General features: G+C 39.0%; 19 protein-coding genes. All 19 read left to right on the forward strand.

Annotation, left to right across the window (positions count from 1 at the left end; genetic code table 11):
• Positions 1 to 4 precede the first annotated feature (4 nt).
• On the forward strand, positions 5 to 442 hold the full coding sequence (locus tag FC56_RS05070; protein ID WP_056978266.1) for a hypothetical protein: 438 nt from the start codon (positions 5 to 7) through the stop codon (positions 440 to 442).
• Between the two features lie 67 nt (positions 443 to 509).
• Positions 510 to 1,280 carry an isoprenyl transferase gene (locus FC56_RS05075; RefSeq protein WP_056978267.1) on the forward strand — a complete coding sequence of 257 codons (771 nt, stop codon included), beginning with the start codon at positions 510 to 512 and terminating at the stop codon, positions 1,278 to 1,280.
• A 9-nt stretch (positions 1,281 to 1,289) separates the two neighbouring features.
• The gene (locus FC56_RS05080; protein WP_056978268.1) at positions 1,290 to 2,078 is read left to right on the forward strand and encodes a phosphatidate cytidylyltransferase; all 789 of its coding nucleotides are present in this window, start codon (positions 1,290 to 1,292) and stop codon (positions 2,076 to 2,078) included.
• Positions 2,079 to 2,103: 25 nt separating this feature from the next.
• The gene (gene rseP, locus FC56_RS05085) at positions 2,104 to 3,378 is read left to right on the forward strand and encodes an RIP metalloprotease RseP (protein WP_056978269.1); all 1,275 of its coding nucleotides are present in this window, start codon (positions 2,104 to 2,106) and stop codon (positions 3,376 to 3,378) included.
• A 21-nt stretch (positions 3,379 to 3,399) separates the two neighbouring features.
• Positions 3,400 to 5,109 (forward strand): proline--tRNA ligase, encoded by a 1,710-nt coding sequence (locus FC56_RS05090; protein WP_056978270.1) that lies wholly within the window; start codon positions 3,400 to 3,402, stop codon positions 5,107 to 5,109.
• Positions 5,110 to 5,207: 98 nt separating this feature from the next.
• Positions 5,208 to 9,518: a PolC-type DNA polymerase III gene (locus FC56_RS05095; RefSeq protein ID WP_056978456.1), complete on the forward strand. Its 4,311-nt coding sequence runs from the start codon at positions 5,208 to 5,210 to the stop codon at positions 9,516 to 9,518.
• Positions 9,519 to 9,630: 112 nt separating this feature from the next.
• Positions 9,631 to 10,101 (forward strand): ribosome maturation factor RimP, encoded by a 471-nt coding sequence (gene rimP / locus FC56_RS05100; protein ID WP_056978271.1) that lies wholly within the window; start codon positions 9,631 to 9,633, stop codon positions 10,099 to 10,101.
• Positions 10,102 to 10,121: 20 nt separating this feature from the next.
• The gene (gene nusA, locus FC56_RS05105; RefSeq protein ID WP_056978272.1) at positions 10,122 to 11,294 is read left to right on the forward strand and encodes a transcription termination factor NusA; all 1,173 of its coding nucleotides are present in this window, start codon (positions 10,122 to 10,124) and stop codon (positions 11,292 to 11,294) included.
• Positions 11,295 to 11,316: 22 nt separating this feature from the next.
• Positions 11,317 to 11,616: an RNase P modulator RnpM gene (rnpM, locus tag FC56_RS05110; protein WP_054668890.1), complete on the forward strand. Its 300-nt coding sequence runs from the start codon at positions 11,317 to 11,319 to the stop codon at positions 11,614 to 11,616.
• A complete protein-coding gene (locus tag FC56_RS05115) occupies positions 11,606 to 11,923 on the forward strand; it encodes a L7Ae/L30e/S12e/Gadd45 family ribosomal protein (protein ID WP_054668888.1) in 318 nt (105 codons plus the stop codon). The genes rnpM and FC56_RS05115 overlap by 11 nt, the downstream gene beginning before the upstream one ends.
• Before the next feature lie 4 nt (positions 11,924 to 11,927).
• The gene (gene infB, locus FC56_RS05120) at positions 11,928 to 14,309 is read left to right on the forward strand and encodes a translation initiation factor IF-2 (RefSeq protein ID WP_056978273.1); all 2,382 of its coding nucleotides are present in this window, start codon (positions 11,928 to 11,930) and stop codon (positions 14,307 to 14,309) included.
• 13 nt (positions 14,310 to 14,322) lie between these two features.
• Complete coding sequence (rbfA, locus tag FC56_RS05125; RefSeq protein WP_056978274.1) at positions 14,323 to 14,673, forward strand: 30S ribosome-binding factor RbfA; 351 nt, start codon at positions 14,323 to 14,325, stop codon at positions 14,671 to 14,673.
• A gap of 82 nt (positions 14,674 to 14,755) precedes the next feature.
• On the forward strand, positions 14,756 to 15,664 hold the full coding sequence (gene truB, locus FC56_RS05130; protein WP_056978275.1) for a tRNA pseudouridine(55) synthase TruB: 909 nt from the start codon (positions 14,756 to 14,758) through the stop codon (positions 15,662 to 15,664).
• 14 nt (positions 15,665 to 15,678) lie between these two features.
• Positions 15,679 to 16,626: a riboflavin biosynthesis protein RibF gene (gene ribF / locus FC56_RS05135; protein WP_056978276.1), complete on the forward strand. Its 948-nt coding sequence runs from the start codon at positions 15,679 to 15,681 to the stop codon at positions 16,624 to 16,626.
• A 122-nt stretch (positions 16,627 to 16,748) separates the two neighbouring features.
• Complete coding sequence (gene hrcA / locus FC56_RS05140) at positions 16,749 to 17,786, forward strand: heat-inducible transcriptional repressor HrcA (protein ID WP_187116930.1); 1,038 nt, start codon at positions 16,749 to 16,751, stop codon at positions 17,784 to 17,786.
• A 20-nt stretch (positions 17,787 to 17,806) separates the two neighbouring features.
• On the forward strand, positions 17,807 to 18,373 hold the full coding sequence (gene grpE, locus FC56_RS05145) for a nucleotide exchange factor GrpE (RefSeq protein WP_056978277.1): 567 nt from the start codon (positions 17,807 to 17,809) through the stop codon (positions 18,371 to 18,373).
• A gap of 36 nt (positions 18,374 to 18,409) precedes the next feature.
• Positions 18,410 to 20,242 carry a molecular chaperone DnaK gene (gene dnaK, locus FC56_RS05150; protein WP_056978278.1) on the forward strand — a complete coding sequence of 611 codons (1,833 nt, stop codon included), beginning with the start codon at positions 18,410 to 18,412 and terminating at the stop codon, positions 20,240 to 20,242.
• Between the two features lie 101 nt (positions 20,243 to 20,343).
• Positions 20,344 to 21,471, forward strand: coding sequence for a molecular chaperone DnaJ (gene dnaJ / locus FC56_RS05155; RefSeq protein WP_056978279.1), 1,128 nt, complete (start codon positions 20,344 to 20,346; stop codon positions 21,469 to 21,471).
• 123 nt (positions 21,472 to 21,594) lie between these two features.
• Positions 21,595 to 23,433, forward strand: a complete 1,839-nt coding sequence (gene lepA, locus FC56_RS05160; RefSeq protein ID WP_056978280.1) for a translation elongation factor 4 — start codon at positions 21,595 to 21,597, stop codon at positions 23,431 to 23,433.
• The last annotated feature ends 54 nt before the right edge of the window (positions 23,434 to 23,487 follow it).

The following is a 23,487-nucleotide window of genomic DNA, read 5'->3' on the forward strand; positions in this document are numbered from 1 at the left end:
AATAATGGCAGACGAAAATAATGAGATTGAAGTAATTCCTGGATCACCCGAATTTGAACAAATGTTGTTTAAAATTAATGGTGAAGTAAATAATGACAATTTAGCTGTCTTGAACTTTGGTGGTAACCAACTACAAGAAGTCCAACCTGACATGTATGCAATGCCTGCATATATTGATGATAATTTCAACTTATTTTTTATCGTTGCACCTCTAGTTGAAAACGACTGGGTAATTGCCTTTTCCACTGCTGAAATTGAAAATGGCAACGAAATTACTGATCTATCTGAACCAATGACTACCGGTGAAGGTTTAAATTCAATGGGTGAAGTTAGTCCAGAATCAGCTAATCAGTTATTACAATATTTCAATACTTTGGTTGACGCCAAACGTGGAGAATGGCGAATGATTGAAAAAAACCAGAACCCCAACATTGAAGAATAGTAATAAAGGATGAGTTAGACCTCATCCTTTATTTTTGAAATAAAATGATAAATAGGGAGGTAGTTGTATGGTTTTTAATACCAAGAAAATAGTGACCGATCAATTGGATAAAACCAATGTTCCTGAGCATGTCGCGATTATTATGGATGGTAACGGTCGCTGGGCCAAACGACGGCATTTACCCCGAATTGCGGGTCATAAAAAAGGAATGGATACTGTTAAAACTATCACGATGGCTGCTAGTGAAATGGGAGTTAAGGTGTTAACTCTTTATGCTTTTTCAACCGAGAACTGGAAACGACCGACTGATGAAGTTAATTACTTAATGAGCTTACCGACTACTTTCTTTAGCAGTTTCGTCCCAGACTTAATAGAGAATAATGTTTCAGTAAAAGTGATTGGGTATGTCGATCAGTTACCAGCCGCTACTCAAAAAGCGGTTAATGATGCCGTGGAGCAGACTAAAGATTGTACCGGAATGATTCTTAATTTTGCTCTTAACTATGGCTCTAGAGCAGAAATTACGACGGCGGTTAAAGAGATTGCTCAAGAAGCCGCTGAGGGAACTCTAGATGTTAACCAAATAAATGAACAAACCATAGATCAGCATTTAATGACTAAATTTTTAGGGAATTTGGCAGCACCAGATGTTTTGATTAGGTCTAGTGGTGAGGAACGGATTTCTAATTTCTTATTGTGGCAAATAGCATACAGTGAACTGATTTTTACTGACACATATTGGCCTGATTTCACTGCAGAACTTTTTGCCAGCTTAATAATTGAATATCAAGGACGTCACCGACGATTTGGTGGGTTAGATCCTGATAAAAAGGAGTAGGTGAAAAAAGTGAAACAAAGAGTTATTACTGCAGTAGTGGCGTTAATTATCTTTATTCCAATTATTTTAGCGGGAGGAATTTGGATTGATATTGCTGCTGCTGTCTTAGGGATTGTGGCTATTTCTGAAATACTAGTGATGAAGAAGAAATTATTAATTTCTCCTGAAGCTATTATTTCCTACATCGGGGTTTTAAGTATTATTGCTCCGGAAAGCTGGATTAATATCTTACCAGCTCATGCCAGTCAATTTTTCTTGTTCTACATCTTAGTTATGTTGTTGTTACTTTATACGGTCTTTTCTAAAAATCGGTTTTCATTTGATGATGCTGGAGTGCTCACTTTAGGAATGCTGTATATTGGAATTGGTTTTCATTACTTTTTAACTGCTCGACACGTCGGGTTAACTATGCTACTTTATGCTTTATTTATTGTTTGGACTACTGATAGTGGAGCATATATTTTCGGTAGAATGTTTGGTAAACATAAATTAGCTCCCCACGTTAGTCCCAATAAAACTTGGGAAGGATCTATTTACGGTTCTTTATTTGGAACTATCATTTGTAGCATCTGGGCCTGGTTCTTTCCAATTCCAGGGTTCAGTGGTATTCTGATGGTCTTAGTAACGTTATGCTTGTCAATTGTCGGTCAATTTGGAGATTTAGTTGAATCGTCATTGAAGCGTTACTATGGAGTTAAAGATTCTGGAAAGATTTTGCCAGGGCATGGCGGAATCCTAGATAGATTTGATAGTTTATTGTTCGTATTACCAACACTTCATTTGTTGGGAATCATTTAAAAAGTAGTTGGGAGGAATTACATCCTTGATAACAACGATAATTGTATTCATCATCGTCTTCGGGATTTTAGTAGTATTTCATGAATTTGGGCATTATATAATGGCCAAACGGTCGGGAATTTTAGTTCGGGAATTTTCTATCGGTATGGGGCCCAAGGTATTTTATTATCGCAAAAACGAAACTACGTTTACTTTGCGTTTATTACCTGTGGGTGGTTATGTCCGGATGGCTGGCAGTTCGGATGATGAGGATGAAGAGATCAAACCGGGGACTCCGGCAACACTGCAATTAGATGCTAATAATCGAGTTTCATCTATTAACATTAGCAACAAGACCTCTTTATTCCAAGGCATTCCATTAACCATTACTAATTCTGATTTAGAAGAAGATCTTTGGATAGAAGGATATGAAAATGGTGACGAGACTGAAGTTAAGCGATTCAATGTAGATCATGATGCTACGATTATTGAAAGCGACGGAGTGGAAGTGCAAATTGCTCCTAAAGATGTACAATTTCAATCAGCATCTTTAAAGAATCGAATGCTAACCAATTTTGCCGGCGTTTTTAATAACTTTTTATTGGCAATCATTGTTTATACAATTTTGGGATTTGCCCAGGGTGGTGTGATTACTAACACCAACAAGGTAGACGTAATGAGTCATGATTCGGTTGCCAAAGATGCCGGGATTAAGAACGGTGACCGTATTATTGCGGTTGAAGGCCACAAGACCGATGATTGGCAATCCGTTGCCACTCAAATTCAGGCACGACCAGGAAAAAAGACTGATGTTACAGTTAGTCGAAATGGTAAAACTAAGCAAATTGAGTTAACGCCGGATAAGCAGACTACAAATGGTAAATCAGTCGGAGTAATTGGTGTGACTCAACAGCTAGACCATAGTTTTAAAGCAAAAATTTTGTCAGGGTTTACCCAATCATGGTCAATGACTAAGCAACTATTTACCGCCTTAGCATCCATGTTTACTGGTCATTTTAGTCTAAATGATTTAGGTGGGCCAGTTGCTATTTTTGCTACTACCTCACAGGCAACTAAACTTGGTATTACCGGGGTATTAAGTTTCTTAGGCTTCCTATCACTTAACCTAGGAATTGTTAATCTAATTCCAATTCCGGGATTAGATGGTGGTAAATTAGTATTAAACATTATTGAAGCTATTCGCCACAAGCCAGTTTCGGAAAAAACAGAAACGGTTATTACTCTTATTGGCTTTGCCTTTTTGATGATTCTGATGATTTTAGTTACCTGGAATGATATTCAACGCTATTTCTTGCATTAATTATTAAAGGAGACAACACAATTGAAACAATCCATTATTTTAAGTCCAACCCTTAAGGAAGACCCAAGTGGTGCTGAGGTTTTAAGCCACAAACTTTTATTAAGAGCTGGATACATTCGCCAAATTTCAGCTGGGATGTATGCTTACTTACCTTTAGCATATCGAGTTTTGGCTAAAATTGAAGCTATTATTAGAGAAGAAATGGTAAGCACTGGTGCTCAAGAAATGTTGATGCCAGATGTTTTACCAGCTGAATTATGGCAACGTTCTGGCCGTTATGATACATACGGTCCAGAATTATTTAAATTTAAGAACCGTCACGAAACTGACTTCATTTTAGGGCCTACCCACGAAGAAACTTTTGCTGACTTAATTAAGGACTCCATCAAGTCATACAAGCAATTACCATTTTCACTTTACCAAATTCAAAGTAAGTATCGAGATGAAGATCGTCCCCGTTATGGTCTGCTAAGAAGTCGTGAATTCATCATGAAAGACGCCTATTCCTTTTCAATTAATGAAGAAGACTTAGATACTATTTTTAATTCTATGGAAAAAGCCTACGTTAATATTTTTGACCGTATTGGTCTTAAATATCGGGTAATCATCGGTGACGGTGGGGCAATGGGTGGATCTGATTCTAAAGAATTTTCCGCTCCTGCAGCTATTGGTGAGGATACCATCGTATATTCTGATCAAAGTGATTATTCAGCTAACTTAGAGATGGCAACTAGTTTAAATACCACTGAAGATGACACTAAGGAAATGTTACCTTTAGAAAAAATTGAAACTCCAGGTGCCAAAACAATTGAAAAGGTAGCAGAATTTTTAGATATTGATCCACTAACTACTATTAAGTCCATGTTGTATATTGCCGATGAAAAACCAGTTTTAGTATTGGTTCGTGGCGATGATATGGTCAACGAAGTGAAAGTTAAAAACTTATTAGGGGCCGATTTCTTCGAACCAGCTACTCCAGATGATGCTGTTAAGTATATGGGAGCCGGCTTTGGTTCGTTAGGTCCAGTTGGGGTTTCTGATGAAGTTACTATTTTGGCTGATAACAAAGCTGCTAAGGTAGTGAATGCTGTAGCTGGTGCCGATGAAGATGGTTACCACTATATTAACGTGAATATCGATCGAGATTATCAACCTAGTCAAATCGCAGATTTAGTTATGGTTAAAGAAGGCCAACCTTCTCCTGACGGTAAAGGAACTCTTAAATTTACTCGTGGAATTGAAATTGGCCATATTTTTAAGCTAGGAACTCGTTATTCTGATAGTTTAGGAGCTACCGTTTTAGATGAAAATGGACGTTCCAAACCAGTAATCATGGGATCTTACGGAATCGGAGTGAGTCGATTATTATCTGCTGTTTCAGAACAACAAGCTGATGAAAATGGGTTAGTTTGGCCTAAAGCAATTGCTCCGTTTACGGTTCACGTAATCCCGGTTAATGCCAAGAATGAAGAACAAATGAACATCGCTGATCAACTTGAAAGCGACTTAACCCAAGCAGGATTAGAAGTTTTAGTAGATGATCGAAAAGAACGAGCAGGTGTTAAATTCGCTGATTCAGACTTAATTGGGATTCCAGTCCGGGTAACGGTTGGTAAGAAGGCTGGAGAAGGTATCGTTGAAATTAAGGTTAGAAAAACTGGTGAAAGTCAAGAAGTTCCGGTTGCTAACGTTTTGGAGACGGTTAACACTTTATTAGCTTCAATTGACTAATTGCAAATTTTTGAAAATGTTTTAAGATAATATGAGAAACCAAAAAACTGGGAGCTTCCCAGTTTTTTTTAATCATACGGGAGGAAAATCACTTGGGACTGAATCAACATGAACTGTTCAACAAGTTATTAGAGCAGTTAAACTGGACCGAAATGAGTTCTAATTCGGTATTTAACGATGCCCAAATTGAAAAAATTGAAGTTCACCAACAAAGCCAAATTTGGAATTTTAATGTTCACGTGGAAAACATCTTGCCATTTGACGTTTTTACTGAATTTTATGCTCGTTTAAAAGCGGCTTTTCAAGAAATTGCCCATGTGGAACTCCAAATTAAGACTAATGATACTGAGTTTAGTGAGTCTTTGATGCAGGAATACTGGCAGTGGGCGGTAATGAATAGTGGGGTTACTTCCCCACTAATTCAAGAGCTTTGTGGCGGCAATAAATTACCTGTCTTGAATGATAAGCGGGTTGAATTTTTAGCTGAAAATGAAGTAGTTAAAAATTTTCTAACTACTCAGGCCCTGGGCCCAATCGAAGAAGCTTACCAAAGTGTGGGCTTTCCCAACTTTTCTATCCATACTTTTATTGATGAATCAGCTTCTCAACAAAAAATTGAGGCTTTGCAAAAAATGCGCGCTGACCAAGAAGCGTTTTTTGCTAAGCAAGCTAATGAAGAGAAAAAACAGTCCGATAATGGCCCCAAACAAGCTAAACCGTCTACCGGCAAGCTGGTGATCGGCCGTAAAATTGATCCGAAAGCACCTGTAATGCAAATGGCTAACATTGTGGATGAAGAAAATTCAGTTATTGTTTCTGGATATGTTTTTGACAAAGAAGTTCGATCATTGCGTTCAGGGCGAAAACTGTTAATGCTGAAAGTAACTGATTACACTTCATCTTTTCAGGTGAAGAAGTTTTCTGGTAAAGATGACGAGGCCTTGTTTGATCAGGTGAATCCAGGTGATTGGATTAAGGTCCGTGGGAACGTAGCTGAAGATAATTATTCTCACGAGCTAACCCTAAACGCTAATGATATCAATGGTATCTCCCATTCTAAACGGCAAGATACCGCTGAAAACAAACGGGTAGAGCTGCATCTACACACCCAAATGAGTCAGATGGATGCCACTAATAACATCGCAGATTTTGTTAAGCAAGCCAAAAGTTGGGGGCACTCGGCAATTGCCATTACCGATCATAGTGGGGTCCAAGGATTTCCGGATGCCTTTCACGCTGCTGAGAAAAACGACATTAAAATGATTTACGGCGTGGAAGCTAATTTAGTCGATGATGGGGTACCAATTGCGTATAACGATGCCCATGAAGATCTCAAAAATGCTGAATACGTTGTTTTTGATGTGGAAACCACTGGTCTATCGGCTATTTATGACCGGGTGATTGAATTATCAGCGGTTAAAATGCAAAATAATAACGTAATTGATCAGTTTGAAGAGTTTATTGATCCGGGATTTCCGCTATCAGAACAAACCACTAACTTAACGTCGATCACCAATGAAATGGTTCGTGGCTCTAAGAGTGAAGAAGAAGTTTTCAAGTTATTCCGCGAATTTTGTGGTGATGACATTATTGTTGGTCATAACGTTACTTTTGACGTAGGCTTTATGAACACTGGTTATTTACGGTATTCTATGCCAGAAATTGCTAATCCAATTATTGATACCCTTACGTTAGCTCGGTTCTTATATCCTAATCTAAAGGGTTACCGACTTAATACGTTGGCCAAAAAATTCGATATTAATCTAGAACACCATCACCGAGCCATTTATGATGCTGAAACTACCGGTCATCTAAACTACTTGTTTTTAAAGGATGCTGAAGACCGGTACGGTATTGAATTTCATGACCAGTTAAACGGTCATATGAATGATAATGACGCATATAAACACGCCAGACCTTCTCATGCTATTTTGTTAGCACAAACCCAAGAAGGCTTGAAAAACATGTTTAAACTGGTTTCTTTATCTAATGTAGAATACTTTTACCGGGTCCCTAGAATCCCAAGAAGTGCGTTAGAAAAATATCGTGAAGGAATTTTAGTTGGTTCTGCTTGCTCTAACGGAGAAGTTTTTACCGCTATGATGCAAAAAGGGAAGGCGGAAGCCAAAAGTAAGGCCAAATTATATGATTATTTAGAAATTCAACCTACGGCGGCTTATAAACCGTTAATTGATTCTGAAATGATTAAGGGACAAGAAAATCTCGAAGAAATTTTGACTAACATGGTTGAATTAGGAGCTGAATTGGATAAGCCAGTGGTAGCCACCGGTGACGTTCATTATCTAGACGCTCACGACTATATTTACCGGAAAATTTTAATTAATTCTCAAGGGGGCGCTAATCCCTTAAACCGGCAAACTTTTCCAGATCTTCATTTCTTGACTACTGATGAAATGCTTAGTGACTTGGCATTCTTAGGCGAGGAAAAAGCAGAAGAAGTGGTAGTTACTAATTCTAATTTAATTGCCGACCGAATCGATGAAGTTCATCCCTTAAAAGATAAGCTCTATACCCCGAGAATGGATGGGGCTGAAGATGAAATTCAACGCCGGACAATGGATACTGCCCATGAAATGTATGGTGAAACTTTACCTGAGATTGTAGATCAACGATTAGAAAAGGAACTGAAAAGTATCATCGGAAATGGGTTCTCGGTAATTTATTTGATTGCCCAACGGTTGGTAGCTAAAAGTAATAAGGACGGATACTTAGTAGGATCTCGGGGATCAGTTGGTTCCAGTTTAGTAGCCACTTTAACTGGAATTACGGAGGTTAATCCGTTGCCCCCTCATTATCGTTGTCCTAATTGTCAGTATTCTGAATTCTTTACCAAGGGTGAATATAGTTCTGGCTACGATTTACCGGTTAAAGAATGTCCTAACTGTGGTACAACGATGATCGGCGATGGCCACGATATTCCGTTTGAAACGTTCTTAGGTTTTACTGGTAACAAGGTTCCCGATATTGATTTGAATTTCTCGGGAGATTACCAACCAATTGCCCATAACTATACTAAGGTGTTGTTTGGGGAAAAGAACGTATTTCGGGCGGGAACTATTGGTACCGTGGCGGATAAAACTGCCTATGGGTACGTTAAGGCTTATGAACGAGATAAAGGTCAAGTGTACCGGCAAGCTGAAGAAGATCGGTTAGCCAAGGGAGCCACCGGGGTTAAGCGGACCACCGGACAACATCCGGCCGGAATCATCGTTGTGCCAGATTACATGGATATTTATGATTTTACCCCGATTCAATATCCGGCTGATGACCGATCAGCTGCCTGGCAAACCACGCATTTTGATTTCCATTCAATTCATGATAATATCTTAAAAATTGATATTCTGGGACACGATGATCCCACGATGATTCGGATGCTTCAGGATTTATCCGGAATAGATCCTAAAACTATTCCAATGAACGATCCCGGGGTGATGTCTCTTTTTTCTAGTCCAGAAATTCTAGGGGTGAATGAAGAACAGATTCAGTCTAAAACGGGAACTTTAGGGGTGCCGGAATTTGGAACTCGATTTGTTCGAGGGATGTTAGAGGAGACCCATCCAAAGAACTATTCAGAATTGCTACAAATATCTGGACTTTCTCACGGAACCGATGTGTGGTTGGGAAACGCGGAAGAATTAATCAAAAACGGTACTGCCACAATTGCTAATGTTATCGGATGTCGGGATAACATCATGACCGACTTGATTCATTGGGGACTAGATTCTGAAATTGCCTTTCAAGTTATGGAACATGTGCGAAAAGGCAAAGGGATTCCTGATGAATGGCAGGATAAGATGCGAGAAGCTGATGTTCCAGATTGGTATATTGAATCTTGTCTGAAGATTAAATACATGTTTCCTAGAGCCCATGCTGCCGCATATATTTTGATGGCTTTACGAATCGCTTACTTTAAAGTTTATTTCCCACTAGTTTATTATGCGGCTTACTTCTCTGTCCGGGCGGACGATTTCGATATCGTTTCAATGTGCCGGGGTAAGGATGGTATTAAAAAAGCCATGAAAGAAATTAACGATAAAGGCATGGAAGCCTCTACCAAGGAAAAGAATTTATTAACCGTTTTGGAATTAGCTAATGAAATGACTGAGCGTGGTTATAAATTTAAGATGGTAGATCTAGAAAAATCGGATTCTAGTGAATGGTTAATTGATGGCAATTCTTTGATTGCACCGTTTGATTCTGTTCCGGGATTAGGTTTAAACGTGGCTAAACAAATTGTGGCTGCTAGAGAAGACCGTCCATTCTTATCCAAGGAAGATTTAGCTAAGCGAGGGAAGGTTTCTAAGACCCTGATCGATTTTATGACCGATAATGGAGTTTTAGCTGGGTTACCAGATGAAAATCAACTTAGTCTATTTGATATGATGTAACTAAGATTTGTAGTTATGCAGTAGGTGTGTTATAGTTAATCTATTGAATAACTCGAAAGGAGTGAGCAGAAATGCTCGCTCTTTTTAATGGAAAAAATTAGGAGGCGCTTGATTGAGTGAAGTAGTCGAAACAGTCAAAGGGGTAGTTGAACCAATTTTGGCTGAACATTCCTTTTATCTTTACGATATTGAATTTGTTAAAGAACAAAAGAGCTGGTATTTGCGAATTTATATTGACAAACCCGGGGGAATCACTATCGATGATTGTGTATTAGTTAGTGATGAGGTCAGTGAAAAATTAGATGAAATGGATCCTGATCCAATCCCACAAGCGTATTACTTGGATGTTTCTTCCCCTGGTGCGGAAAGAACTTTACGTAACGAAAAAGATTTAAATGACGTGTTGGGAAGTTATATTCACGTTTCTCTTTACCAAAACCTAGAGGGACAAAAGGTATTTGAGGGTGACTTAACTGAAGTTAACTCCGACACTTTAGTATTAGACAATGTTGCAGGTCGTAAGACCGTAATTGAAATTCCACGTGATCAAATTGCAAAAGCACGTTTGGCGATTAAATTCTAGTTTTTAAAGGAGAATGGAAAATGAGTAAAGAACTTTTAGGGGCATTAAGTTCCCTTGAAGAGGAAAAAGGGATTAAAAAAGAGATCATTATTGAAGCGTTAGAAGCAGCATTAGTATCTGCTTACAAACGTAATTATGGTCAAGCCCAAAATGTTGATGTTACCTTTGATGAAAAAAACGGTGACCTTCACGTGTACGCCGTTAAAAAGGTAGTAGAGGAAGTTTTGGATCCCCAACTAGAAATCAGCCTATCCGATGCCCTACAAATTAATCGTGGATATGAACTAGGTGATGACATTAAATTTGAAGTTACCCCTAAAAACTTCGGCCGAATTGCTGCCCAAACTGCTAAGCAAGTGATTATGCAACGGGTTCGTGAAGCTGAACGAGAAATCGTGTTTGACCAATACAGCAAGTACCAAGATGAATTGGTAACTGGTGAAGTTGAACGCCAAGATACTCGTTTTGTTTACGTTGATTTAGGCAACGTGGAAGCCGTAATGGGCGCCAAAGATCAAATGCCTAATGAAACCTACCGGGCTCAAGATAAGATCAAAGTTTATGTAACTAAGGTAGAAAATGCTAGCAAGGGACCTCAAGTTTTCGTTAGCCGGACAGCTCCAGGAATGCTTAAGCGGTTGTTTGAACAAGAAGTTCCTGAAGTTTATGATGGAACTGTTGAAATTGTATCTATTGCTAGAGAAGCCGGTGATCGAGCTAAAGTAGCAGTGCGGTCTAACAATAGTGACATTGATCCTGTGGGTACTACCGTTGGTCCTCGGGGACAGCGAGTTCAAACCATTGTGAACGAATTACATGGTGAAAACATGGATATCGTTGAATGGAATGATGACGATGCTAAGTATATTGCCAATGCATTGAATCCAGCAGAAGTAGTTGATGTTATCTTTGATAAGGAAAACGATCGGGCATGTACCGTAATTGTTCCAGATTATCAATTATCATTGGCAATCGGAAAACGAGGTCAAAATGCTCGTTTAGCAGCACGGCTAACCGGCTTTAAGATTGACATCAAATCAGAATCAGAAGCTCAAGAGTTATTCAATGACGCTGATGATCAACAAGTAGATAATAGTGTGGATGTAGAAGCTGATGATGGTTTTGATGAAGCTCATTATGTTGAAGAATTAGATAATGATCAACAAGCTGCAAATTTTGAACAAGACAATTAATAAATATTAGGAGGTGGCACGAGTGAAAAACCGAAAAATTCCAATGCGAAAAGACGTCGTAACCGGAGAAATGGCTCCTAAAAAGGAACTGGTTAGAATCGTTCGTGACAGTGAAGGTAACGTGTCCATCGATGAAACCGGCAAAAAATCCGGACGGGGAGCATATGTTTCAATTAATGTGGATGTAGCCAAGAAGGCTAAAGCTCAGCATGCCTTTGAAAAAACATTCTCTGTAACGGTACCTGATGAATTTTATGATGAATTAATTGAATATGTTGATCATAAGCAGGCCCGAAAAGAGTTGTTTGAAAATGGACAATAAACAAGCTACTCTACAATTTTTGGGATTGGCACGGAGAGCTCGTAAACTAGTTACGGGGCAAGATTTAGTCTTAACAGCAATTAGAAATCAAAAGGCCAAATTTGTGTTTGTTGCTTCCGATGCCGGGGTTAATACTGCTAAAAAATTTATTGATAAATCAAATTATTACCATGTACCCGTTTATAACGGTTACACTAAGGATGAGTTAAGTACTGCCATTGGACAAAAACGTTCAATTATCGGTGTTTTAGATGCCGGAATGGCTAAAAAGCTGGTAACCCTTATCCATAATCAAAAAGGAGAGTGATGATATGGGGAAAAAGCGTATCTATGAACTAGCAAAAGAATTGAATGTATCTAGTAAAGAAATTATTGATGATGCAAATCGAGCTGGCTATGATATTAAAAATCATATGTCAACTGTCGACGATGCTCAGGAAAAGAGAATTCGCCAAGTGTTTTCAAAACAAAATCAAAAGAGCACTACTAAACCTACAAATACTGCCAGCCATACTAACAATGCTGGTAACCAAAATCATAACAGCAGTGATGCTAAACACTCGGCTAATAGCCAACATAATAACAACCATTCTAGCAATCAAAATCATGCTAATGGACAAAATAGAAATAATAATCAAAACCGTTCTAATAATTCTAATCGGAATGGTAACCAAAGCCACACTAGTAACCAAAATTATACTAGTAGTAGCAATCAAAACCGTTCGACTACCAGTAGCCATAAACCAGCTGGAAATCAATCCCATGGCAACAATGGTGGTGGCAGATACGGTGGTAGCTTGAACCGGAATAATAATTCAGGTAACCGTAACAGTAAGAAATTTAACAAGAAGCAAAACAAACGCCAAAAGAAACAAAAGAATCAACGGTTAAAAGAAACTGAACACCATGTATCTGTTCGAAAAGAACGGCCATTACCAGAAGTATTAGTTTATTCTGATGGCATGAACGCTCAAGATCTAGGAAAAATTTTGCACAGAGAACCAGCCGAAATCGTTAAGAAGTTATTTATGCTGGGTGTGATGGTTAACCAAAATCAATCTTTGGATAAAGATACTATTGAAATTTTAGCTGCTGATTATGGTATTGGTGCAGAAGAAAAAATAGAAGAAAATATTTCTGATATTGATACTTTGTATGATCAAGAAATGGAAAATACCGAACACTTAGAAAACCGGCCACCAGTTGTTACTATCATGGGCCACGTTGATCATGGTAAAACTACTTTGCTTGATCATCTTCGTCATTCTCATATTACTGCTGGAGAAGCTGGGGGAATTACCCAAGCGATCGGTGCTTACCAAGTTCGCCATAGCGACAATGTTATTACGTTCTTAGATACCCCCGGACATGCTGCCTTTACTGAAATGCGTGCACGTGGTGCTAACGTCACTGACATTACCATTTTGGTGGTAGCCGCTGATGATGGGGTTATGCCTCAGACTATCGAAGCCATTAACCATGCTAAAGCTGCCGGAACACCAATTATCGTGGCAGTTAACAAGGTTGATAAACCAGATGCCAATCCAGCCCACGTTACTGAACAATTAGCTGAATACGGATTAATCCCTGAAGACTGGGGTGGCGATACTATTTTTGTTAATATTTCTGCTAAATTTGGCGAAAATATTGATGAATTACTAGACATGATCGTCCTTCAATCAGAAATGATGGAATTAAAGGCTAACCCTGATCAAGCAGCTGTTGGTTCAGTTATCGAAGCTCGATTAGATCAAGGTAAAGGTTCTGTAGCTACATTGCTTGTTCAACAAGGTACGATGCACGTTGGTGATCCAATCGTTGTGGGTCATACTTTTGGTCGGGTTAGAACTATGACTAATGAACGGGGTCGTGATTTAAAGAAAGCCACCCCATCTACTCCAGTAGAGATTACCGGGCTTAACGAAGTTCCAGAAGCTGGGGATCACTTTGTAGTCTTCCCTGATGAAAAGAGTGCTCGAGCAGCGGGTGAAGCTAGAGCTAAAGAAGCTCAAATGGAAGAACGTCGGAAAACTAACCACGTTACTTTGGACAACTTGTTTGATTCCCTTAAAGAAGGCGAAATGAAATCAGTTGATATCGTGATTAAAGCCGATGTTCAAGGTTCAGTTGAAGCCTTAGCTAATAGCTTACAAAAGATTGATGTCGAAGGTGTGAAGGTCAACATTATTCATACTGGAGTAGGTGCCATTAACGAAAGTGATGTCGCCTTAGCTGCTGCAAGTAACGCTATTATTATTGGGTTTAATGTACGCCCAACTCCACAGGCCAAGGCTCAAGCTGAATCCGAAAAAGTTGATATGCGTTTACACCAAGTTATCTATAACGCTATCGATGAAGTAGAATCAGCAATGAAAGGGATGCTTGAACCAACTTACGAAGAAGAAGTAACTGGTGAAGTTGAAGTTCGTGAAATTTACAAGGCATCTAAAGTTGGTACCATTGCCGGTGGGATGGTTGTTAGCGGAGTAGTTAACAAGAATAGTAAAGTACGTTTAATTCGTGACGGCGTAGTGATTTATGATGGTGAACTTAACAGTTTGAAACGCTTCAAGGATGATGTTAACCAAGTTAAGCAAGGTTTCGAACTTGGACTAACTATTCAAGATTACAATGATATTAAAGTCGGCGACGTGATCGAAGCTTACGTTATGAAAGAAGTTCCAGTTAAGTAAGGAGGGCTATTAAATGGCTCAATATCGAGTAGGTCGATTAGAACAAGAAGTGCAACGAGAAGTAAATGATATTTTACTCAAACGGGTACGTGATCCTCGAGTACAAGGGGTTACCGTAACTGGAGTAGAAGTGACCGGTGATTTACAACAGGCCACCATTTACTACAGCATCTTGTCTGACAAGGCTGGTGAAGGTCAAAAGACTGCCGCTGGTCTAGAAAAAGCCACCGGTTTGATTCGAAAAGAATTAGGTTCTCGTCTTAGTATCTATAAGACTCCAGAATTAAAATTTGTTCGAGATGAATCAGTTCAATACGGTGATAATATTGATCGGTTAATTAACGAAATGAACCGTAAAGATTAATCTAGCAGCCATCTTCCGTCTGGAGGGTGGCTGTTTTTATGTTATAATTTTGACTAATAGTGTTTTAATATAGGAGATAAAAATGGACGGATTAATTGCTCTGTATAAAGAACGTGGCATGACTAGCTTTGATGCGATTAGAGCGTTACGAAAAATTTTGCATACTAAAAAAATTGGACATACTGGAACCTTAGATCCAGATGTCGATGGAGTTTTACCAATTTGTGTGGGAGAAGCTACTAAAATTAGTGAAATTGTAATGAATTCCGGGAAAATTTACCGGGGGAGTATCACTTTAGGGCTTGCTACGGATACGGAAGATCTGTCTGGTAACGTAATTGAGCAACAAGCAATTACGACTCCCCTTACCGATGATGAAATTAATGCAGTGTTAGCTCAGTTAACGGGGACAATTGAACAAATTCCCCCTATGTATTCTGCAGTTAAGGTTAACGGCCGCAAGCTATATGAATACGCTCGTGAGGGAATTGAAGTAGAACGTAAACCGCGAAAAATCACCGTTACTAGTTTTAAGCAATCCAAACCAGCTACTTATGATACTGAACAACAACGACAAACCATTTATTTTGAAGTGGCTTGTTCTAAGGGAACTTATGTTAGAACCTTAGCTACTGATTTTGGCAAGTTGATTAATGTACCTGCGGTGATGAGTGATCTTACTAGAATCCAAAGTGGTGGATTTAATATTGATCAAACCACGACATTACAACAGGTAGCTGAAGCTCAGGAAAATAATGATTTGACTTCGGTTTTAAAACCATTAAATGAAGCCTTAAAGCAATTTCCAGAATTAAATATTGATGAAGCCCAAAATGAAAAGGTTCACCACGGCGCTTTTATTAAGGGCAATCAAGTAGATCCTAAACCAGAAATCGTTAGGATAATGTATCAAAATCAACTGCTAGCTCTTTATCGTTGGGACGTTGATAAAAAGCTATACAGACCATATAAAATGTTTATTCATAGTTAGGGGATCAGGGACTGATGAAAGTAATTAAAATACACCATCCAATGGCAGATTCACTGCAATTTTCAGAGCCGGTTGTGTTAGCGATGGGCTTTTTTGATGGAATTCATTTGGGTCATCAACAAGTGATTAAAACTGCGGTTAACCGGGCTAAACAATTAGGAATTAAAGCTGCCGTGCTAACTTATGATCATCATCCGCAAGTTGTTTATAAGCGGTTAGATGAACATGATAGGCGTTATTTAACGTTACCAGAACAAAAATTTCAGCTTTTAGAGCAATTAGGAGTTGATCAAGTTTTTTTGATCAACTATTCTTATGCTTTTCAAGATCAGACTCCAGCAGAATTTATTCAAAACTACTTAGTAAGATTTAACGCACAGGTAGTAGTAGCCGGATTTGATCACACCTATGGTGAAAAGCAAATTGCTACTATGGAACGGCTACCTGAATTTAGTCAGGGACGATTTGAAATTATTACTGTTCCTAAATTGCAACAACAGGCCCAAAAGGTTAGTTCTACGGCAATTAAGGAATCACTGGATAGCGGTAATGTTACTTCGGTTAATAAAATGTTAGGCCGTAACTTTACTACCATAGGCACCGTTGTTCACGGAGAACAAGTAGGCAGAACTATCGGTTATCCCACCATTAATGTAGAGCATAATCCACTCCAGTGGTTGCCTACGATTGGTATTTATGTTGTTCGAGTTAAGATCGGTGAAGTATGGTATCAGGGGATGGCTTCCATTGGCAAAAACGTTACTTTTTATAACGATCACCCCGTGACGGTGGAAATTAACCTATTAGATTTTAAGCAAAATGTTTATGGAGAAGTTGTAACGGTAGAGTGGTTAAAGTATTTGCGTGGAGAAGAAAAATTTGCCAGCGTTGAAGAATTAATTGATCAGCTACAAGTTGACGAACAAAATACTAGACAATTTTTCGGTACAAACTCAAATTAGCACTCTAACAAAATAATTGCTAAAAAAACGCTGATATTTCTTGACTAATTGGTAAGGGTTTGTTAGATTATAAATGTGCCTTAGCACTTGAAAGAACAGAGTGCTAAAAAGAGGTGATAACTATGTTGACGGATAGACAAAAAGCAATTCTTTCAGTGATTGTTCGTGATTATACTAATACTGGTAACCCAGTGGGTTCTAAAGCGCTGGCTTCAGAATTAAATACTCATGTTAGTTCTGCCACTGTCAGAAATGAAATGGCGGCTTTGGAGGAAAAGGGGTTAATTACCAAAACTCATTTTTCTTCAGGCAGGGTTCCATCCATGGAAGGTTATCGGTACTACGTTGATCATTTAGTACAACCTGATCCAATTGAAGATAGCGTCGAAGATATGATTAAGAATTCCCTTCATGGCGAATTTAATCGAATTGACGAAATCATTCAAGAATCTGCCCGTGTTTTATCTGATTTAACCAATTATATGGCACTGACTTTTAACCCTGAGCGTAGTGATGATTTTAAGCTTGGCGGTTTTAGGTTGGTTAAATTAGATGAGCGCCAAGTAATGGCCATTTTGGTTACTCAAAATGGTCACGTTGAAAATCAAGTTTTTCAATTAGGAGATGTCTCAAGTGAGCAGCTAGAGATCATTGTTAGAATCATTAATGATCAACTGGTTGGTAAATCCTTGAGTGAGGTTTCCAAGGCGCTTCAATTTGAATTGCCGGCTCTATTAGCACAATACGTGCATAGTCCGGATGGCTTTATAAAGATCTTTGGTGATATGTTAAATAACGCCAGCAAAGATCGGGTGCATGTTGGCGGTAAGTTGAATTTATTAAAGTTTGCTGAACGTCAAGATTTAGACTATCTAAAGCCTCTTTATAACTTATTAGATACTGGAGATGGGATGGCTAAAATTATTAATCCCGATTCTAATAAGGTTCAGGTTAAAATTGGTAGCGAATTACGCAACGATTTACTGAAAAACTACAGCATTATTACCGGCACGTATGATTTAAAAGAATACGGTCAGGGAGTAATTGCTGTCTTGGGGCCTACTAGAATGCCATATTCTAAAGTGATTGGAATTGTAGGGGCCTTACAAGAAGAATTAACTAAAAAATTACTCGGTTACTACGAAAATGGTAATCGTTAAATCGATTAGGAGGCGACAAATTGGCTGAATTTAGTGAAGAAGCTAAGGATGAACAGGTTACTGATTCGCAAACTGATTCCACGGAAGATTCTCAAGATACTAATGCTGAAGCAAGTAAGGCTGAAAGCCAACAAGCTCAGGTTGATGAGTTAACAGCGAAAATCGATGAGTTGGAAAATAAGTACTTGCGTGCAGAGGCTGAAATTCAAAATATTCAAAGCCACGCCAAAAAAGAGCAAGCTGATTTGATTAAATATGGGGTACAGCCTTTGGCTAAAGATATCTTACCCATTATTGACAATTTAGAGCGAGCTCTTCAAGTAGAAGTGAGCGATGAAAGTGGTGAACAACTTAAAAAAGGTGTTTCCATGGTATCTGACCATCTAATTAGTGCAATGAAGGACAACGGAGTTGAACTATTGGATGTGTTGGGCAAACCGTTTGATCCACAGTTTAGCCAAGCAATCCAAACGGTCCCAGCTGATGACGATCATCCAGCTGATACGGTGGTTTCAGTTCTACAAGCTGGTTACAAACTCAAAGACCGGGTTTTACGGCCGGCAATGGTAGTTGTCGCTGCTGATTAAGATTATCAAATAATAAATAAAAAAGAGGTTTTATTAATGGCAAGTAATAAAATTATCGGTATTGATTTAGGTACCACAAACTCCGCAGTTGCGGTTTTAGAAGGTAACGAACCTAAGATTATTCCTAATCCAGAAGGTTCTAGAACTACTCCTTCAGTAGTTGCGTTTAAAGACGGTCAACCACAAGTTGGGGAAGTAGCTAAGCGTCAAGAAATTACTAATCCTAATACTGTGATCTCTATTAAGAGTCATATGGGTGAAGAAGGTTACACCGTTGATATCGACGGAAAGAAATACACCCCTCAACAAATTTCAGCTATGATCTTGCAATACATTAAAGGCTTTGCTGAAGACTACTTGGGTGACACTGTTGAAAAAGCAGTTATTACTGTTCCTGCTTACTTTAACGATGCTCAACGTCAAGCAACCAAAGATGCTGGTAAGATTGCAGGATTGGAAGTTGAACGAATTATTAACGAACCAACCGCCGCTGCATTAGCTTACGGTCTTGATAAGCAAGAAAAAGATGAAAAAGTTTTAGTATATGACCTTGGTGGTGGTACTTTCGATGTTTCCGTCCTTGAATTAGGCGACGGGGTTTTCCAAGTACTTTCAACTAATGGTGATACTCACCTTGGTGGGGATGACTTTGATAAGCGTATCATGGATTGGTTAATCGATAACTTCAAGGCTGAAAACGGCGTTGATTTATCCCAAGACAAGATGGCTTTACAACGACTAAAAGATGCTGCTGAAAAAGCTAAGAAGGATTTATCTGGGGTTACTGAAACTGAAATCAGCTTACCATTTATTTCTGCCGGTGCTAATGGTCCTTTGCATTTGCAAACTACTTTAACCCGGGCTAAGTTCAATGAATTAACTTCAGATTTAGTTGAAAAAACAAAAGTATCATTTGATAACGCACTAAAAGATGCTGGTCTTTCAACTTCTGATATTGATCAAGTTATCTTAAATGGTGGTTCTACTCGGATTCCTGCCGTTCAAGAAGCCGTTAAGTCATGGACTGGTAAAGAATCTAACCGTTCCATCAACCCTGATGAAGCCGTTGCTTTAGGGGCTGCCGTTCAAGGTGGGGTTATTACCGGTGATGTTAAAGACGTTGTCTTGCTTGATGTTACTCCATTATCATTGGGTATTGAAACTATGGGTGGCGTGTTCACTAAGTTGATTGATAGAAATACTACTATCCCAACTAGCAAGTCACAAGTCTTCTCAACTGCTGCTGATAACCAACCAGCCGTTGATATCCATGTCCTCCAAGGTGAACGTCCAATGGCCGCAGATGACAAGACATTGGGTCAATTCCAATTAACTGACATTCCTGCTGCTCCTAGAGGGGTTCCTCAAATTGAAGTTACCTTTGATATTGACAAGAACGGGATTGTTAACGTTTCTGCCAAGGATAAGGGAACTGGTAAAGAACAAAAGATCACCATCCAAGATTCATCTGGTTTAGATGATGCTGAAATTGATCGGATGATGAAGGAAGCTCAAGAAAACGAAGAAGCTGATAAGAAACGTAAAGAAGCAGCTGATTTGAATAATGAAGTTGACCAATTAATCTTCCAAACTGATAAGACCCTTGAAGAAGTTAAAGACAAAGTTTCTGAAGATGAAATCAAGAAGGCTACTGACGTTCGTGATGAATTGAAGAAGGCTCGTGAAGATAATAACGTTGACGAAATGAAAGCTAAGAAAGACGAATTGACTAAGATTGCCCAAGATCTTGCAGTTAAGTTATACCAACAACAAGATAATAGTCAAGAAGCTCAAGGCGCAGCTGACAATGGTAACGATGATGGTACTGTTGATGGTGACTTTAGCGAAGTTAACGATGACAAAAAATAAACCCTAATGTAAGAAGCCAAGACTATTGAGTTTTGGCTTCTTATTGAAATGTGGTATTCTATTTTAGAAGTTTAACATTTTTAGTGAGATGGGAGTTACGCATGGCAAATAAGGATTATTATGAAGTCCTGGGAGTTTCTCGGGATGCCAGCGACGATGAGATCAAGAAGGCTTATCGAAAGCTATCGAAAAAATATCATCCAGATATTAATAAGGCACCTGATGCTGAAGCTAAGTTCAAGGAAGTTACAGAAGCTTACGAAGTCTTAGGAGATAAGCAAAAGAGAGCTAATTACGATCAATATGGTTCTGCTGATGGTCCCCAAGGATTTGGTGGCGCGGGTGGCGGCTTTGGCGGCGGCTTTGACGGTGGTGGCTTCGGCTTTGATGACATCTTCAGTTCGTTCTTTGGTGGTGGCCAACGCCAAGCTGATCCGACAGCACCACAACGGGGTCGTGATCTACAATATGAAATGAATTTGAAATTCGAAGAAGCTATCTTTGGAAAGAAGACCCGCATTAAGTATAACCGCGAAGCGGAGTGTGATACTTGTAAGGGTTCTGGTGCTAAACCAGGAACTTCTCCAATTAAATGTACGAACTGTGGCGGAGCTGGTTTTGTTACTGTTGAAACTAATACTCCACTGGGTCGGATGCAAAGTCGTCAAGAATGCCCAGTTTGTCATGGGACTGGTAAAGAAATTAAGGAAAAATGCCCAACTTGTGATGGCCGTGGTAAGGTTGATGAACGTCATGAAATTGATGTTACTGTCCCTGCCGGAATTGAAGATGGTCAACAAATGAGACTTCAAGGACAAGGCGATGTCGGTGCTAACGGTGGACCTTATGGTGATTTGTACATCGTATTTTACGTCCAACCAAGTAAAGACTTTAAACGTGATGGTTCAACCATTTACTTCGACCAACCAATTAGTTTTGCTACCGCTGCGTTAGGCGGCACAGTTAAAACTAAAACCGTTCATGGTGATGTTGAGTTAACGATTCCTGCTGGTACCCAAACTGGGACTACCTTTAAGTTGAAGGGCAAAGGTGCCCCTAAACTTCGAGGAAACGGTAATGGTGATGAACGAGTTAAGGTAGCAATTACTACTCCTAAATCACTGAATAAATCTCAAAAAGATGCCTTAAAAGCATTTGCTGAAGCTAGTGGTGAAAAACCAAGTAGCAAAGGCGGCAATATTTTCGATAAATTAAAGGGCAAAAAATAACTAACTAAAAGTTTAAGGACAAAGTTCCTTAAGCTTTTTTGTTAATTCGGCGGTAAGATGCTTTATTAAAGCCGTTTTGATTGTTATAATGGTTTGAATACGTATGAAAGTGAGATTAACAACATGGATTTAGAACAAATGGCAGAGCACCAAAAATATATTCGGAATTTTTCCATCGTTGCTCACATCGATCATGGTAAATCAACCTTAGCTGATCGAATTTTGGAACTAACTGATACCGTTTCCAAACGAGATATGAAGGATCAACTTCTTGATAATATGGAATTGGAACGGGAACGGGGAATTACGATTAAGCTAAATGCGGTTGAGCTAACTTACCATTCTCAAGATGGTCATGATTATGAGTTACATTTAATTGATACACCAGGACACGTGGATTTCTCTTATGAAGTATCTCGTAGCCTCGCAGCCTGCGAAGGGGCTGTGCTGGTAGTCGATGCGGCCCAAGGTGTTGAAGCGCAAACGTTAGCTAATGTTTATTTGGCTTTAGACGATGATTTAGAAATCGTGCCGGTTATTAATAAAATTGACTTACCCTCCGCTGATCCTGAAAAGGTCAAACAAGAAATTGAAGACGTTATTGGAATTGATGCTGAGGATGCTGTTTTAGCTAGTGCGAAAAAGGGGATCGGAATTGAGGATTTATTAGAGCAGATTGTCCATAAAATTCCAGCTCCGGATGGAGAATTACGCAAACCGTTAAAAGCTTTAGTATTTGACTCCGTGTATGACGATTACCGCGGAGTGGTTCTTAGTGTGCGATTATTTGAAGGAACCGTTAAGCCTGGTGATAAAATCCGCTTAATGAACAGTGGTAGTGAATACGAAGTCACTGAAGTGGGAGTTAACTCTCCTAGTCCCGTTAAACGAGATTATTTAATGTCTGGTGATGTAGGTTATATTACCGCTAGTATCAAAGACATCACCCAAACACGAGTGGGTGATACTGTCACTAATGCTAATGATCAAGCAGATGAAGCATTACCAGGGTATCGGGAAATGAACCCGATGGTTTATGCTGGTCTTTATCCTACTGATAACGCTAAGTTTGATGATTTACGAGAAGCCTTGGAAAAACTTAAGTTAAATGATGCGGCATTGGAATTTGAACCTGAAGCTTCTCAAGCTTTGGGATTTGGTTTTCGGTGTGGGTTCTTAGGATTATTGCATATGGACGTAGTGCAAGAACGTCTGGAACGAGAATTTAATTTAGACTTAATTACCACCGCTCCTTCTGTAACTTATCGAGTTAACATGGCAGATGGTAGTGTTAAAACAGTTGATAATCCAGCGGATATGCCAGATGTTTCAGCAATGAAGTCAATTGAAGAACCCTATGTTAAGGCGTCCATTATGGTTCCTAATGACTACGTAGGGGCAGTCATGGAACTTTGCCAACATCGACGGGGCGAATTTGATACTATGGAATATTTAGACGAGTATCGAGTAAACGTGATCTATTACATGCCATTATCTGAAATTATTTTTGATTTCTTTGATAAGTTAAAATCAAGCACTAAAGGTTATGCTTCTCTAGATTACGAATTAGCTGGGTACCGACCAAGTGATTTAGTAAAAATTGATATTTTATTAAATAGTGATAAGGTGGATGCATTAAGCTTTATCGCTCACCGTCAATTTGCTGCAGATCGAGGCAGAGAAATTACTTCGAAACTAAAAACTATTATTCCCCGACAAAACTTTGAAATTCCAGTACAAGCTGCAATTGGTTCTAAGATCGTGGCTAGAACGAATATTAAGGCTTATCGTAAGGATGTTACCGCTAAAATTCACACTGGTGATCCTGATCGGCGAGCTAAGTTATTAGATAAACAAAAACGTGGTAAAAAGCGGATGAAATCAGTTGGTAAGGTGGAAATTCCACAGCAAGCTTTCATGGCAGTTTTACAGACCGGAGACGACGAAAGTGGCGCCAAATAGGCATTTTGCTTTTTGGAAAAAGTCCATAAATGCGGTTTTTCCTACCATTTTCCT

The sequence above is a fragment of the Lentilactobacillus senioris DSM 24302 = JCM 17472 genome (assembly GCF_001436555.1).
GTDB lineage: Bacteria > Bacillota > Bacilli > Lactobacillales > Lactobacillaceae > Lentilactobacillus > Lentilactobacillus senioris.

Bases quoted from the DNA above. Each gene is read 5' to 3' on its own strand.
- ribF (WP_056978276.1), top strand. From the start codon at position 15,679: ATGAAAGTAATTAAAATACACCATCCAATGGCAGATTCACTGCAATTT.
- FC56_RS05070 (WP_056978266.1), top strand. From the start codon at position 5: ATGGCAGACGAAAATAATGAGATTGAAGTAATTCCTGGATCACCCGAA.
- dnaJ (WP_056978279.1), top strand. From the start codon at position 20,344: ATGGCAAATAAGGATTATTATGAAGTCCTGGGAGTTTCTCGGGATGCC.
- dnaK (WP_056978278.1), top strand. From the start codon at position 18,410: ATGGCAAGTAATAAAATTATCGGTATTGATTTAGGTACCACAAACTCC.
- hrcA (WP_187116930.1), top strand. From the start codon at position 16,749: ATGTTGACGGATAGACAAAAAGCAATTCTTTCAGTGATTGTTCGTGAT.
- nusA (WP_056978272.1), top strand. From the start codon at position 10,122: ATGAGTAAAGAACTTTTAGGGGCATTAAGTTCCCTTGAAGAGGAAAAA.
- FC56_RS05075 (WP_056978267.1), top strand. From the start codon at position 510: ATGGTTTTTAATACCAAGAAAATAGTGACCGATCAATTGGATAAAACC.
- truB (WP_056978275.1), top strand. From the start codon at position 14,756: ATGGACGGATTAATTGCTCTGTATAAAGAACGTGGCATGACTAGCTTT.
- lepA (WP_056978280.1), top strand. From the start codon at position 21,595: ATGGATTTAGAACAAATGGCAGAGCACCAAAAATATATTCGGAATTTT.
- rbfA (WP_056978274.1), top strand. From the start codon at position 14,323: ATGGCTCAATATCGAGTAGGTCGATTAGAACAAGAAGTGCAACGAGAA.
- FC56_RS05115 (WP_054668888.1), top strand. From the start codon at position 11,606: ATGGACAATAAACAAGCTACTCTACAATTTTTGGGATTGGCACGGAGA.
- infB (WP_056978273.1), top strand. From the start codon at position 11,928: ATGGGGAAAAAGCGTATCTATGAACTAGCAAAAGAATTGAATGTATCT.